Raw genomic sequence first — 13,465 nt, forward strand, 5'->3', positions numbered from 1 at the left:
TCAGCGCCCACCGTCGCGGAGGAGTTCTCATGGCACCGTCACAGCAGCCGGATGCGATCGTCGTCGGAGCGGGACTGGCGGGACTGGTCGCCACCTACGAGCTCACCCGCGCCGGTCACCGGGTGCTGGTCCTGGACCAGGAGAATCGCAACAACCTCGGCGGGCAGGCCTTCTGGTCGCTGGGCGGACTGTTCTTCGTCGACAGTCCCGAGCAGCGCCGCATGGGCATCAAGGACTCCTTCGAGCTGGCCTGGCAGGACTGGCAGGGCTCGGCCGGATTCGATCGCGAGGACCAGGACCTGTGGGGCCGCCGGTGGGCGCGCGCCTACGTGGAGTTCGCCGCCACCCAGAAGCGGCAGTACCTCCACGATCTCGGCCTCCGGGTGACGCCGCTGGTCGGCTGGGCCGAGCGCGGCGGTTCGGCCGCCGACGGGCACGGCAATTCGGTCCCCCGCTTCCACCTCACCTGGGGCACCGGACCGGAGGTCGTGCGCGTGTTTCTCGAGCCCGTGCTCGCGGCGGAGCAGCGCGGCCTGGTCGAATTCGCCTTCCGGCACCGGGTCGACGAACTGATCGTGCAGGACGGTGCGGTGGTCGGCGCCCGGGGCAGCGTCCTCGAGCCCACCGATCTCGACCGCGGCAAGGCGTCGTCGCGAGAAGTGGTGGGCGACTTCGAATTCCGCGCTCCGGCGGTGTTGGTCTCCTCCGGAGGCATCGGTCACAACCACGAGCTGATCCGCAAGAACTGGCCGACCGAGCGCATGGGTCCCTGCCCGCAGACGATGATTTCGGGCGTCCCGGCCCACGTGGACGGGCGCATGCTCGGGATCACCGAGTCCGCGGGCGGGCGCATCGTGAACCGGGATCGCATGTGGCACTACACCGAAGGCCTGCACAACTGGGATCCGATCTGGCCCGACCATGCCATCCGGATCATTCCCGGCCCGTCCTCGATGTGGTTCGACGCGAACGGAAAGCGGCTGGCCGCACCGAATTTCCCCGGATTCGACACCAACGCCTCGATGCGGGCGATCCTGGCCACCGGCTACGACTACTCGTGGTTCGTGCTGAATCAGACGATCGTCGAGAAGGAGTTCATGCTCTCGGGCTCCGAGCAGAACCCCGACATCACCGGCAAGGACTTGAAGTTCACGCTGCGGAGCCGGGTCGCCAAGGGCCCGTCGGGGCCGGTCGGCGCCTTCCTGAAGCACGGCGTGGACTTCGTGACCGCGAGCACCCTGCCGGAGTTGATCGCGGGCATGAATAAGCTCGCCCGCGGCCCCGAGCTCGAGCTCGCCGAGATCGAGCGCCAGATCGTCGCCCGCGACCGCGAGGTGGCCAACAAGTTCAGCAAGGACGCGCAGCTCATGGCCATCGGCAACGCCCGGCGCGCACTCGGCGACAAGATCGCACGCGTGGCCTCCCCGCACCGCATCCTCGACCCGGCACACGGCCCGCTCATCGGCGTCCGGCTCAACATCCTCACCCGAAAGACTCTGGGCGGCATCCAGACGAACCTGGACTCGCAGGTGATCGGCCCGGAGGGCGAGCCGATCACCGGGCTCTACGCGGCCGGTGAGGTGGCCGGATTCGGCGGTGGCGGCGTGCATGGCTACAACGCGCTCGAGGGGACCTTCCTCGGCGGCTGCATCTTCTCCGGGCGGGCGGCCGGACGCGCCCTGGCGCGGGCCGCGCGGTAAGCCCGGCGCAGTACCATCGCCCCATGATCGACCGGCCGCAGGCGCTCCTGTTCGATGTCCAAGGCACCGCAACGGATTTCCACGCCACGATCACCCGCGCATGCACGCGCATCCTGGGTGCGCGATACCCGGAGCGGGACTGGCCGGGATTCGTGAACGACTGGCGCGCGGCATATTTCGACCGCACTCGGGCGAACAACGCCTCCGACACCTGGATCAGCGTCGCCTCGGTCTACCGCGCCGCCCTGGACGACCTGCTGGACCGGCGGCGGCTGGATCTCGATCCGGCCGCGCGGCACGAACTCGCCTCGCAGTGGAAATTCCTGGACCCCTGGCCCGATGCGGTGCCCGGCCTGACCCGGTTACGCGCCGGTTACACGCTCGCCACCCTGTCCAACGCCGATGTCGATGCGGTGGTGAGCATCACGCGGCACTGCGACTTCCCGTGGCACGCCGTATTCGCCGCCGAGATGGCCGGCGCCTTCAAGCCCGATCCCCGCGCCTATCGCATGGCCGCTGGCTATCTGGGCCTGGAGCCGTCGCGAATCATGATGGTGGCCAGCCACAAGTACGATATCCGCGCCGCCGCCGAGCTCGGCTTTCGGACCGCATTCATCGCCAGGCCACTGGAATTCGGCGATCCCGCACTGGCCGATGCCGAGTTCTGCGACGAATTCGATATCAACGCACGAGATTTCCTGGACCTGGCCGATCGGCTCGGCTGCTGAGGCTCAGGGCAGCTCGTAGGCCGCGAGCGCATCGAGCAGCCCGGTGCGGCGCTCGACCGTCGGCGCCGGGTCGACATGGGCGAACGCGCACCCCAGTGCCGTTGCCGCGCCGTCGTTTTCGATGCTGTCGCCGACCATCAAGGCCCGCTCGGCCGGCACGCTCAGCCGGTCCAGGGCCCATTCGAAGATCGGCGGATCGGGCTTGACCACGCCCAGCTCGAAGGACAGGGCGTACTCGTCGATGTACCGATCCCAGCCGTGCGCGACGAAGGCCGGGCGGATATCGAAGGGAATGTTGCTGACCACGGCAACCTGAATCCCGTTGCCCGACAAGGCCTCGAGCACCTTGCCCGTATCGGGATAGGGCACCCATTCCCGCGGATCCACCATGCGCCGGTACAGCCGCCCGGCCGGGGCGGGATCCACGCCGCTCTGGCGCAGCACCTCGGCGTACACCTCCCGGTGCCTGGCCGGATCCAGATCGCGCCGCTCCCAGGCATCCTGGTGATGGGCATCGAAGGTCGCGGCCTGATGCACCGGCACGGTCATGCGGTGCAGCACCTCGGCCGATTCGGCCGCGTCGAACGGCCGCCCGTCGGCGTGGACGAGGTCCGCGGCCCAGCTCTCGTCGGCCTCGAGCCGGAACAACGTACCGGAGAAATCGAAAAGTACCGCTTGGAAGCTCACCCGGACAGCCTATCCGCCCGCAATCCCGGCCCCGCAAAGTCGTCCCATGACTCAGATCACCTATCAGCTTGTCTGAGGAGTTTGCTACCGTGGGCGCATGGTCGAGTCCCCCATCCTCCAGGTCACCGCCGTGGATTTCGTCCGCGGCGGCAGCGCGATCCTGTCCGAGGTGTCGCTGACGGTCCGCCCCGGTGAGCACTGGGCGCTGCTGGGCCCCAACGGCGCGGGCAAGACCACGCTGCTGAAGATGGCCGGGGCGTACGAGCACCCGACCCGCGGCGCGGTCGAGGTGCTGGGCCGGCGCCTGGGCCGGGTGGACATGCGCGAGCTGCGCACCGCGATCGGTCACGTGGATCCGCGCCACACGCTGCCGTACCCGCTGCGCGTGCACGAGGTCGTGCTCACGGGCCTGACCAACACCACCGATCTGCAGCAGCGCTGGACCCCGACCGCCGCCCAGCTCGCCGAGGCCGACCGGCTGATCGAGCTGCTGGGCGTGGCCCATCGCCGGGAGGCGCGCTGGCCCACGCTGTCCCAGGGTGAGCGCGGCCGCGCCCTGATCGCCCGCGCGCTGATGCCCAATCCCCGGCTCCTGCTGCTCGACGAGCCCGCCACGGGCCTGGACGTCGCCGGCCGCGAACAGCTCATCGACCGGATCGATCGCTTGCAAGCTGCCCATCCCGAGCTCGCCTCGGTGCTGGTCACCCATCACCTCGAGGAGCTGCCTCCGGGCACGACGCACGCCATGCTGTTGCGCGAGGGGCGCTGCGTCGCGACGGGCCCGGTCGGCGAGGTGCTCACCAGCGAGAACATCAGCGCCTGCTTCGACCACCCGATCCGGTTGAGCCGCACCGACGGCCGCTGGCAGGTACGCAGCGACCGGACCGTGCACGCCTAACGGCCCGCACCGGGACCAGCTCCCTATCTTGCCATTGACAAGATAGGGAGGACGTGCGATGTTTGCAGGGCAACGCCAACCCTGCGCCCCCTCGTCGAAGGTCCGGATCATGCCCACAGTGCCTTGGATAACCGTCAACCCGCCCATCGACTCGCAGGTTCAGGTGATGGCCTCCCGCCTGGAGGTGAAGTCACTGCACCAGGTGCCCGGATTCTTCCTGGCGTCACTGTCCCTGCTCAAACAGGCGCGCAATTCCCCTGGCGCGCTGGGCGTTACGCTCAAGGCCGAGCTGCTGCGGCGCACCTTCTGGACCCTGTCGGCCTGGTCCGACCGGGAGGCGCTGTCCGCCTATGCGGGCTCGGAGCCGCACAAATCGACCATCGCCCGCAAGCGAAAGGTCATGCGCGAGTCCACCTTTACCTTCTGGTTGGCCCCGGCCACGGAGCTACCGATCGAGTGGTCCGACGCGCAGCGGCGGCTGGCCGCCGAGCGCGCCGGATCCTGATCCCGGCCCGGAGCTATTTTTCGCCGTCGACGGGAATGTTGGCCACCACGGGGAATTCGCCGGTGTACCCCTCGCGCTGATGAGCGATGGCCAGCACCCGTTTCCGGACGACGAACCAGCCGATGATCAGCAGCGGAACGATGATCGCCAGGCTCGCGACGGTCCAGGTGCCGACCGGATAGTCGAACGCGGTGATCACCAGCACGACGAACAGGAAGATCAGCGTCGCAATGCCGGTGTAAGGCGCACCGAACATCCGGAACGCCGGGCGCTCCATCCGACCGCCCCGCCACAGCCGCCACAGCTTCAGCTGGCACAGCACGATCGTCGCCCAGGAGGCGAGGATCCCGAGCGAGGCCACGTTCAGCACGATCTCGAAGGCCTGTGAGGGCACGAGGTAGTTGAGCCAGATGCCGAACAGCGCGATCACACTGGTCAGCAGAATGCCGCCGAAGGGCACGCCGCGACGGTTCATCCAGCCGGTGAAGGTGGGCGCGCTGCCGTTCATGGACATCGAGCGCAGGATGCGCCCGGTCGAATACAGTCCCGCGTTCAAACTCGAGAACGCGGCGGTGAGCACCACGAAGTTCATCACCGAACCCGCATGCGGCACACCGAGTTTGTCGAAGAAGGTCACGAAGGGGCTCTCACCCGCCGAGTAGGCGGTGTAGGGCAGCAGCAGCGCCAGCAGCACCAGGGAACCGATGTAGAACAGTGCGATACGCAGGATCACCGAATTGATCGCGCGCGGCATGATCTTCTCGGGATTCTCCGTCTCACCCGCGGCGGTACCCACCAATTCGACCGCGGCGTAGGCGAATACGACGCCCGAGGTCACGGTGACCAGGGGCAGCACCCCGGTCGGGAACAGGCCGTGCGCGTGACTGATCACGCTCAACCCCGTGCTGTGTCCCTGGATCGTGAACCGGCCGCCCAGGAAAACCGCGCCGACCAGCAGGAAGCCCACCAGCGCGACGACCTTGATCAGGGCGGCCCAGAACTCCAACTCGCCGAACCACTTCACCGAGATCAGGTTGACGCTCAACACCAGTACCAGCGCGATCAGCGCCAGGATCCATTGCGGGACCGGTTGGAACACGCCCCAGTAGTGCAGATACGTGGCGATCGCGGTGGTATCCACGATGCCGGTCATCGACCAGTTCAGGAAGTACATCCACCCCGCGACGAAAGCCGCCTTCTCACCGAAGAACTCGCGGGCGTAGGACACGAACGACCCGGACGAGGGCCGGTGCAGCACCAGCTCGCCGAGCGCCCGCAGGATGAAGAAGACGAAGACGCCGCAGACGCCGTACACCAGGAACAGGCCCGGTCCCGCGCTGACCAGCCGCCCGCCGGCGCCGAGAAACAGTCCCGTCCCGATCGCGCCGCCGATGGCGATCATCTGTAGCTGACGCGGTTTGAGGCTCTTGTGGTAGCCACTCTCTTCCGCGCCGAGGAATTCCTTGTCCCGTACTCGGGTCATGTGACGGTTCAATCCTTCGCTGTGGTTTTGTCGAAGGCAGAGGTTACCTGGCCGATAGCGGTGGGGCGCACATCGACCTCGGATCCGGCACTTACCGCATGATCATACTGGTAGTGGCGTCAGAACTCGCTTGGACGGAAGTAGCTGACCCTATTGGCCGATGTTGACTGTGTACGAGTACTTCTCGCCCGTCACGGCGGACACCTGGAAGGTCACCGGCACACTCTTTCCGCCGACCTCGTTCACCGTGCACTTGCGGGTGCTGTCGACCGCAAGCTTCTGCAGGCCCTTGCAGTCGATCGAGGCCACATCGTTCTGGGAATAGGTCCGATACGTCTCGGTGATCTTGGTCTTGGCATCGTCGATGGTCACCACCGGGGCGTCGAACGCCGCCTCCACGTCCGGAATGCCGCCCTCGATCTTGGCGACCCGCACCGTGATCGGCCACGCCGCGCCCGACCGGTCGCTCGCCGTGCATTTGACGCTCGCGCCGACCGCGGTGGCGGGCGTGCCGGCACAGGACGGGTTCGCCGGAGACTCCGCGGCATCCTTGGTGAACAGCCGCGCGATCGCCGCCTGGGCGTCCTTGTCGGTGACCTGCGAATGCCCCGAGGACGAGCAGCCGAGGACAACCAAAATCGGCAGCAGAAGCAGCAGACGACGCATACGCGGATCCCTTCGAGACAGCATGGCCGCCAGTGGGCTCGCGGCCGAATCCCACAGAGCTATCACGGCATAACGGACAGTTCCACCGCACGGTCCGCAATGTGACTCAGGTCACTTGTCTTGATGGCAAGGGGGGTCGCCCTGTCCGGCGCCACATTTCACGCAGAACACGACGGCGGGGTGGGTCCGTGGACCCACCCCGCCGTTGTCCGGCAAGAACCTAGTCGCCGTCGACCGGAATGTTCGCCACGACGGGGTACGCCCCGGTGTACCCCTCGCGCTCCTGCGCGATGGCCATCACCTTCTTCCGCGCGGCGAACCAGCCGATGATCAGCAGCGGAACGATCACGACCAGGCTGGCCACCGTCCAGGTGCCGTCCGGATAGTCGAACGCGGTGATCACCACCACGGCGAACAGGAACACCAGCGCCGCGATGCCGGTGTACGGCGCGCCGAACATCCGGTAGGCGGGGCGCTGCACGAGCCCGTCCTTGGACAGCTTCCACAGCTTCAGCTGGCACAGCACGATCGAGGCCCACGACGCCAGGATGCCCAGCGAGGCGATGTTCAGCACGATCTCGAAGGCCTGCGACGGGACGATGTAGTTCAGCCAGATGCCGAACAGCGCGATCACGCTCGTCAGCAGGATGCCGCCGTAGGGCACGCCGCGCTTGCTCATCCGGCTGGTGAAGGTGGGCGCGCTGCCGTTCATCGACATCGAGCGAAGGATGCGCCCGGTCGAATACAGACCGGCGTTCAGGCTCGAGAACGCGGCGGTCAGCACGACGAAGTTCATCACCGAACCCGCATGCGGCACACCGAGTTTGTCGAAGAAGGTCACGAACGGGCTGACGCCGGCGTGGTATGCGGTGTAGGGCAGCAGCAGCGCCAGCAGCACCAGCGAACCGATGTAGAACAGCCCGATTCGCAGGATCACCGAGTTGATCGCGCGCGGCATGATCTTCTCGGGATTCTCCGTCTCACCCGCGGCGGTACCGACGAGTTCGACGGCCGCGTAGGCGAAGATGACGCCGGAGGTGACGGTGACCAGGGGCAGCAGCCCGGTCGGGAACAGGCCGTGGGAATGACTGATGACGCTGAAACCGGTGCTCTGTCCCTGGATCTTGAAGCGGCCACCCAGGAAGACCACACCCACGATCAGGAAGCTCACCAGCGCGACGACCTTGATCAGCGCGGCCCAGAACTCCAGTTCACCGAACCACTTCACCGAGACCAGGTTGACGCCCAACACCAGCACCAGCGCGATCAGCGCCAGCAACCATTGCGCGACCGGTTGGAACACGCCCCAGTAGTGCAGATACGTGGCGATCGCGGTGGTATCCACGATGCCGGTCATCGACCAGTTCAGGAAGTACATCCACCCCGCGACGAAAGCCGCCTTCTCACCGAAGAACTCGCGTGAGTAGGACACGAACGACCCCGAGGACGGCCGGTGCAGCACCAGCTCCCCGAGGGATCGGAGAATGAAGAAGACGAAGAGACCGCACACGCCGTACACCAGGAACAGGCCCGGTCCGGCATTGGCCAACCGGCCGCCGGCGCCGAGAAACAGTCCCGTCCCGATCGCGCCGCCGATGGCGATCATCTGTAGCTGACGCGGTTTGAGGCTCTTGTGGTAGCCACTCTCTTCCGCGCCGAGGAATTCCTTGTCCCGTACTCGGGTCATGTGACGGTTCAATCCTTCGCTGTGGTTTTGTCGAAGGCCGAACCTACCCGCTCGAGCGCCAACCGCGCGCGATCACTGCCGCCAATAGGGGGAGGATGAAACCTTGTGATTACCAAGGGGGTTCCGGGACGACACCCCGGCGCCCGACTCGCCGCGCCGGAGGCCATCGCCCCGGCGCCCGAAACACCCTGCGGCACTACGGCATACGCACGCCACACCGCAAGCTCGCGTCGGCACAGACGGTCCAGCGGATCGGCCAACCCGGAGGACACCCGTAGTTCACCGGGCGGATACCGTTGTCTGGAGTATCAGTTATCCTGCGCGGCGGTGTATTTCGCGCCGAGCTCACGGAAGCGATCCATCGCCTTCGCGGCGCGATCGCCGTCGTTCATCCGGATGGCCAGCATCGGCACGTACTCGTCACCGACCAATTCAAGCCTGGCCCAGGCCTTCTTGTCCGGGATCGAGATGCCGCGAATATCTTTCCATTGGAACTCGGTGTCGCCCAAGATATTTCGCACGACCACGCCCTTGTCCCCCACCCGGACTCGCGGACGGGTCAGCAACAGCACCGCACCGGCCAGCAACAGCCCGAACACGATGACCGCCGCCTGATCAGCGCCACGGAAATTGACCCCGGTGGAGCTGTGACCCGACAGCACCCCCGCCGCAATGAACAGGATCGCGATCACCGCGGCGATAATGCGGGAGTTGCGCACCGCCCGATGCGGGCGCACCTCCAGATCCCATGCGGTGTCCTGCGATTCGCGTTTCGACATTCGAACAGTCACCACCGGTTCAGACAGCCTGCCGCAGCGCCCGCAGGGTCAGCGCCGCATCCAGGGCCGCCGCGGCCGCCTGCTCGCCCTTGTTCTCCGCCGAATCGGGCAGCCCGGCCCGGTCCAGGGCCTGCGCCTCGGTGTTCACGGTCAGCACGCCATTGGTGACCGGCGTGCCCTCGTCGAGCGAGACCCGGGTCAGCCCGGCGGTCACCGCATCACAGACGTACTCGAAATGCGGTGTCTCACCGCGGATCACGACGCCGAGCGCGACCACCGCGTCGTGAGTGCGAGCCAGCGCCTGCGCGACCACCGGCAACTCCATCGCCCCGGCGCAGCGCACGAGGGTGACCTCCCGCACGCCCGCGTCGCGCGCGATCCGCTCGGCATTGGCCAGCAGGGTGTCGCAGATCGTGGTGTGCCACCGCGAGGCGACTATGCCGATGCGCAGGTCCTTCGCATCATCGAGCTCGAAGTCCGGTACCCCGGTGCCACTCACGACTGCGCCTCGCTGACGCTCGGCTCCGTCGTGCGCGGTGCACGCTGTGTCGATGATTCGCTCGCAAGCTCGCTCATGCGCTGGATCCGCCTCTCCGTGTAGTTTCCCGCCGCGCCCCGCGGCACGGCCGTTTGCCGCTAGTGCGCCGTCTCGCCCAGGTCCAGGTCGTCCAGGCCGACCAGATCGTGTCCCATGCGGTCGCGCTTGGTACGCAGGTAGCGCAGGTTCTCGGCATTGGCGCGCACCGGCATCGGCACCCGCTCGGTGATGCTCAGGCCGTACCCGTCCAGGCCCACCCGCTTGGCCGGATTGTTGGTCAGCAGCCGCATCGAGGAGATGCCGAGATCGACCAGGATCTGCGCGCCGGTGCCGTAGTCGCGGGCATCGGCGGGCAGGCCGAGCTCGATATTGGCATCGACGGTGTCGTGGCCACTGTCCTGCAGCTGATAGGCCTGCAGCTTGTGCAGCAGGCCGATGCCGCGGCCCTCGTGCCCGCGCATGTACAGCACCACGCCGCGGCCCTCGGCGGCCACCATCTCCATGGCCGCGTGCAGCTGCGGGCCGCAGTCGCAGCGCAGCGAGCCGAACACGTCGCCGGTCAGGCATTCGGAATGCACTCGGACCAGGACGTTTTCGCCGTCGTCGACACCCAGATCGCCGTACACCAGCGCGACGTGCTCGACATCGTCATAGATGCTCTTGTAGCCGACGGCCCTGAACTCGCCGTACGGCGTGGGGATCCGGGCCTCCGCGATCCGCTCCACCTGCTTCTCGTGCTTGCGCCGCCAGGAGATCATGTCGGCGATGGAGATCAGCGCCAGCTTGTGCTCGTCGGCGAAGACCCGCAGCTCCTCGGTGCGGGCCATGTCGCCCTCGTTCTTCTGGCTGACGATCTCGCAGATCACGCCGGCCGGGCTCAGCCCCGCCATGCGCGCCAGATCCACCGCGGCCTCGGTGTGGCCGGGACGGCGCAGCACGCCGCCGTCCTTGGCGCGCAGCGGAACCACGTGCCCGGGGCGGTTGAACTTGTCGGTGGTCGCGGCGGGATCCGCGAGCAGGCGCATGGTGGTGGCGCGGTCGGCGGCGGAAATGCCGGTGGTGACGCCCTCGCGCGCATCGACCGAGACCGTGTAGGCCGTGCCGTGCTTGTCCTGGTTGATCGCGTACATCGGCGGCAGGCCGAGGCGATCGCAGTCGGGGCCGGTCAGCGGCACGCAGATGTAGCCGGAGGTATAGCGAATCATGAAGGCCACCAGCTCGGGGGTGGCCTTCTCTGCGGCGAAGATGAGGTCGCCCTCGTTCTCTCGGCCTTCGTCGTCGACGACGACGACCGCCTTACCGGCGGCGATGTCGGCGACTGCGCGCTCGATGGTGTCGAACCTGGTCACGTCTGCTGTGCTCCGTCTCGAAATAGCTGCCCACTAAACATACGGTGTGAGGCCCGGCTGCCCTGCGCCGCCCGATCTATCCGCGCTGCATCAACCGCTCGACGTACTTGGCGATGATGTCGACCTCGAGATTCACCGTGGTGCCGACCGGGGCGGCGCCGAGGGTGGTGAGCTGGCGGGTGGTGGGGATCAGCGATACCTCGAGCCAGTCGCGATGGCTCGGCTCGCCCGCGTCGTCCACCCCGACGCCCGAGACGGTCAGTGAGATGCCGTCGATGGTGATCGACCCCTTCTCCACGACGTACCGGGCCAGCCCCTCGGGCACCGAGACACGCACGACCTCCCAGTTCTCCTGCGGATCGCGCGAGACGATGGTGCCGGTGCCGTCGACGTGGCCCTGCACGATGTGCCCGCCCAGCCGGCTGTCGACCGCGGCGGCGCGTTCCAGATTCACCCGCGCGCCCAGATCGAGCTTGCCGATGCTGGACCGGTTGAGCGTCTCGCCCATCACGTCGGTGGTGAAGCAGTCGCCGTCCACGACGTCGACGACGGTCAGGCAGACCCCGTTCACGGCGATCGAATCACCGTGGCGGGCATCGGAGGTCACGAGCTTGCCGCGGATGGTGAGCCGGGCCGCGTCGGCCAGCGGTTCGGCCGCAACGATCTCGCCCAGTTCCTCCACGATGCCTGTGAACATGCCCGCTTCTCCTTCTCATCCGGTGCTCGTCTGCGCCAACGGCCCGGACCGCGGGTGATATTCCCGCCGGACCGGTGCCCTCAGCCTAACGAGGCGGCCGGAACGCGATGGCGGGCAGTCTTGCTCAGCAGTGGGCCGGAGTTTCCGCGCCCGTTTCGATACCGCGGCTCCGGCGAATTCGGACAGACGCGGACGTCACGACTCGAACCGGCCCCCGGCCGTTGAATACGCCTCTGTAATTCCGATACAGAACGGCGATGCATCGCGGTTATAACGCCGATAGGCCCAGAAGCACCGATTTATGTCCGAATTTCGCGAGCCCAGGAAAAGAATTTCACCGAGGCGCAAACGGCCCAACATGACGTATTACCCACCCACGACGCGCTCACACATTACGCTTGCGTCGCGGACCGATCGGAAGCAATATTGTTATGCAGTTTGATCCTCGGAGGTCAACTTCTCCCCGGATTCAACCTCTCGCAAGGCAGTTCAGAGCGGAACCGTTCCACCACGTCGCCGCACCCGGCGGCGCGGCAATCGCAGGACAGTCAAACCGACGGAAGGTTGAGGCCCGCACGGGTCGGATCCAGGTTGAACAACAATACTGATAGGGGGTGCGGCGTGACCACGCTTCTCGATTCGACACTCGAAGTTCGCTGCGTTCAATATCGCCACGAATTTCATCTGCCAGCAACGATAGATCCGGCATCACGTCACATCCTGCTCGATATCGGCCAGCGCTACGGCGCGATCATTATGCCCGCCGACCTCGGCGAACGCGTCCACCAGCGGCTGCGGCAGGCCGGGCTCGCCGGGCCCGTCGTCCACCATCCCCGCGCGCGGCGGTGGACCTTCATCACCGGCCCGGCCCGGCCGGGTTCCCTTAGTACGGCGATCTCGGCGGAGCTGTTCCGGCTGTACGCGACCGTCGCCTGCGCCGGCAGCCAGGTGGTGCTGCCCTCGGCGGACGACGAGCGCACCGGATACCGCACCTGGGTTCAGGCGCCGGAAACCGCCGATGCCGTCCCGCCGCTGGAGGCGGTGATCGAGGCCACTCGCGTCAGCGCGGCACGACAACGGAACTAGCGCGCTTGCGCAGGATCTCGATCGCCGCGGCCGGGTCCGCGGTCCCGTAGACCGCAGATCCGGCGACGAAGCAGTCCACACCCGCCTCGGCGGCCTGCTCGATGGTGTCCATGTTGATGCCGCCGTCGATCTCCACGATGAGGTTCAGCTCGCCGGCGTCCACGAGCCGGCGGACCGCGCGCGCCTTCTCCAGCACGTGCGCGATGAACGACTGCCCGCCGAATCCCGGCTCCACGCTCATCACGAGCAGCGTGTCGAAATGGGCCAGCATCTGCAGATACGGCTCGATGGGCGTGTTCGGCTTGATCGCCAGGCCCGCGCGGCCACCCGCAGCGCGGATGTCGCGGGCGACCGCGACCGGATCGTCGGTGGCCTCGGCGTGGAAGGTGACGTTGTAGGCGCCGGCCTCCGCGTAGGGCGGGGCCCAGCGGCCCGGATCGGTGATCATGAGGTGGCAGTCGAGCGGGATGTCCGTCGCCTTCAGCAGGCTCTCGACCACCGGCATGCCGAGGGTGAGATTCGGGACGAAATGGTTGTCCATCACATCGACGTGGACCCAGTCCGCGCCCTCGATCGCCCGCATCTCCGCGGCGAGATTGGCGAAATCGGCGGACAGGATCGACGGCGCGATCATCGGTGCTGGACGGCGGAAGTACGGCTCG

The 13,465-nt window shown here is 67.0% G+C and carries 14 protein-coding genes; 5 read left to right on the plus strand and 9 right to left on the minus strand.

Translation table 11 applies throughout. From position 1 onward, the window contains the following. Nucleotides 1-29: 29 nt before the first annotated feature. The gene (locus ABH933_RS09560) at nt 30-1,700 is read left to right on the plus strand and encodes an FAD-binding dehydrogenase (RefSeq protein WP_429416026.1); all 1,671 of its coding nucleotides are present in this window, start codon (nt 30-32) and stop codon (nt 1,698-1,700) included. A 23-nt stretch (nt 1,701-1,723) separates the two neighbouring features. Continuing rightward, nucleotides 1,724-2,428 (plus strand): haloacid dehalogenase type II, encoded by a 705-nt coding sequence (locus ABH933_RS09565; RefSeq protein ID WP_429416029.1) that lies wholly within the window; start codon nt 1,724-1,726, stop codon nt 2,426-2,428. 3 nt (nt 2,429-2,431) lie between these two features. Here ABH933_RS09565 and ABH933_RS09570 read toward each other — a convergent pair whose 3' ends face one another. After that, nucleotides 2,432-3,115: an HAD family hydrolase gene (locus ABH933_RS09570; protein WP_429416032.1), complete on the minus strand. Its 684-nt coding sequence runs from the start codon at nt 3,113-3,115 to the stop codon at nt 2,432-2,434. A gap of 97 nt (nt 3,116-3,212) precedes the next feature. Between ABH933_RS09570 and ABH933_RS09575 the strand changes: the two genes are divergently transcribed. Continuing rightward, nucleotides 3,213-4,013: an ABC transporter ATP-binding protein gene (locus tag ABH933_RS09575; protein ID WP_429416036.1), complete on the plus strand. Its 801-nt coding sequence runs from the start codon at nt 3,213-3,215 to the stop codon at nt 4,011-4,013. Between the two features lie 109 nt (nt 4,014-4,122). Beyond that, nucleotides 4,123-4,518, plus strand: coding sequence for a DUF3291 domain-containing protein (locus ABH933_RS09580; protein ID WP_429416039.1), 396 nt, complete (start codon nt 4,123-4,125; stop codon nt 4,516-4,518). Nucleotides 4,519-4,531: 13 nt separating this feature from the next. Here the strand turns inward: ABH933_RS09580 and ABH933_RS09585 are convergent, their stop codons facing one another. The 7 genes from ABH933_RS09585 to ABH933_RS09615 form a co-directional block, all read right to left on the minus strand. Continuing rightward, nucleotides 4,532-6,001 carry an amino acid permease gene (locus ABH933_RS09585; protein ID WP_429416042.1) on the minus strand — a complete coding sequence of 490 codons (1,470 nt, stop codon included), beginning with the start codon at nt 5,999-6,001 and terminating at the stop codon, nt 4,532-4,534. 150 nt (nt 6,002-6,151) lie between these two features. Beyond that, nucleotides 6,152-6,667: a DUF4333 domain-containing protein gene (locus ABH933_RS09590; RefSeq protein ID WP_429416044.1), complete on the minus strand. Its 516-nt coding sequence runs from the start codon at nt 6,665-6,667 to the stop codon at nt 6,152-6,154. 220 nt (nt 6,668-6,887) lie between these two features. Beyond that, a complete protein-coding gene (locus ABH933_RS09595; RefSeq protein ID WP_429416047.1) occupies nt 6,888-8,354 on the minus strand; it encodes an amino acid permease in 1,467 nt (488 codons plus the stop codon). A 308-nt stretch (nt 8,355-8,662) separates the two neighbouring features. Continuing rightward, complete coding sequence (locus tag ABH933_RS09600) at nt 8,663-9,046, minus strand: PH domain-containing protein (protein WP_429416050.1); 384 nt, start codon at nt 9,044-9,046, stop codon at nt 8,663-8,665. A 106-nt stretch (nt 9,047-9,152) separates the two neighbouring features. Continuing rightward, nucleotides 9,153-9,632, minus strand: a complete 480-nt coding sequence (gene ribH, locus ABH933_RS09605; protein WP_429416053.1) for a 6,7-dimethyl-8-ribityllumazine synthase — start codon at nt 9,630-9,632, stop codon at nt 9,153-9,155. A 137-nt stretch (nt 9,633-9,769) separates the two neighbouring features. Then, the gene (locus ABH933_RS09610; RefSeq protein ID WP_429416056.1) at nt 9,770-11,020 is read right to left on the minus strand and encodes a bifunctional 3,4-dihydroxy-2-butanone-4-phosphate synthase/GTP cyclohydrolase II; all 1,251 of its coding nucleotides are present in this window, start codon (nt 11,018-11,020) and stop codon (nt 9,770-9,772) included. A 76-nt stretch (nt 11,021-11,096) separates the two neighbouring features. After that, nucleotides 11,097-11,717 (minus strand): riboflavin synthase, encoded by a 621-nt coding sequence (locus ABH933_RS09615; protein ID WP_429416059.1) that lies wholly within the window; start codon nt 11,715-11,717, stop codon nt 11,097-11,099. Nucleotides 11,718-12,338: 621 nt separating this feature from the next. Between ABH933_RS09615 and ABH933_RS09620 the strand changes: the two genes are divergently transcribed. Continuing rightward, nucleotides 12,339-12,803, plus strand: a complete 465-nt coding sequence (locus ABH933_RS09620) for a hypothetical protein (RefSeq protein WP_429416062.1) — start codon at nt 12,339-12,341, stop codon at nt 12,801-12,803. Here ABH933_RS09620 and rpe read toward each other — a convergent pair. Further along, complete coding sequence (gene rpe, locus ABH933_RS09625; RefSeq protein ID WP_429417751.1) at nt 12,778-13,437, minus strand: ribulose-phosphate 3-epimerase; 660 nt, start codon at nt 13,435-13,437, stop codon at nt 12,778-12,780. The genes ABH933_RS09620 and rpe overlap by 26 nt on opposite strands. Nucleotides 13,438-13,465: the final 28 nt, after the last annotated feature.

The sequence above is a fragment of the Nocardia sp. GP40 genome, assembly GCF_050434125.1.
In the GTDB taxonomy this organism is placed as follows: domain Bacteria; phylum Actinomycetota; class Actinomycetes; order Mycobacteriales; family Mycobacteriaceae; genus Nocardia; species Nocardia albiluteola.

Bases quoted from the DNA above. Each gene is read 5' to 3' on its own strand.
- rpe (WP_429417751.1), bottom strand. From the start codon at position 13,437: ATGATCGCGCCGTCGATCCTGTCCGCCGATTTCGCCAATCTCGCCGCG.
- ABH933_RS09575 (WP_429416036.1), top strand. From the start codon at position 3,213: ATGGTCGAGTCCCCCATCCTCCAGGTCACCGCCGTGGATTTCGTCCGC.
- ABH933_RS09615 (WP_429416059.1), bottom strand. From the start codon at position 11,717: ATGTTCACAGGCATCGTGGAGGAACTGGGCGAGATCGTTGCGGCCGAA.
- ABH933_RS09585 (WP_429416042.1), bottom strand. From the start codon at position 6,001: ATGACCCGAGTACGGGACAAGGAATTCCTCGGCGCGGAAGAGAGTGGC.
- ABH933_RS09595 (WP_429416047.1), bottom strand. From the start codon at position 8,354: ATGACCCGAGTACGGGACAAGGAATTCCTCGGCGCGGAAGAGAGTGGC.
- ABH933_RS09580 (WP_429416039.1), top strand. From the start codon at position 4,123: ATGCCCACAGTGCCTTGGATAACCGTCAACCCGCCCATCGACTCGCAG.
- ABH933_RS09560 (WP_429416026.1), top strand. From the start codon at position 30: ATGGCACCGTCACAGCAGCCGGATGCGATCGTCGTCGGAGCGGGACTG.
- ABH933_RS09590 (WP_429416044.1), bottom strand. From the start codon at position 6,667: ATGCGTCGTCTGCTGCTTCTGCTGCCGATTTTGGTTGTCCTCGGCTGC.
- ABH933_RS09565 (WP_429416029.1), top strand. From the start codon at position 1,724: ATGATCGACCGGCCGCAGGCGCTCCTGTTCGATGTCCAAGGCACCGCA.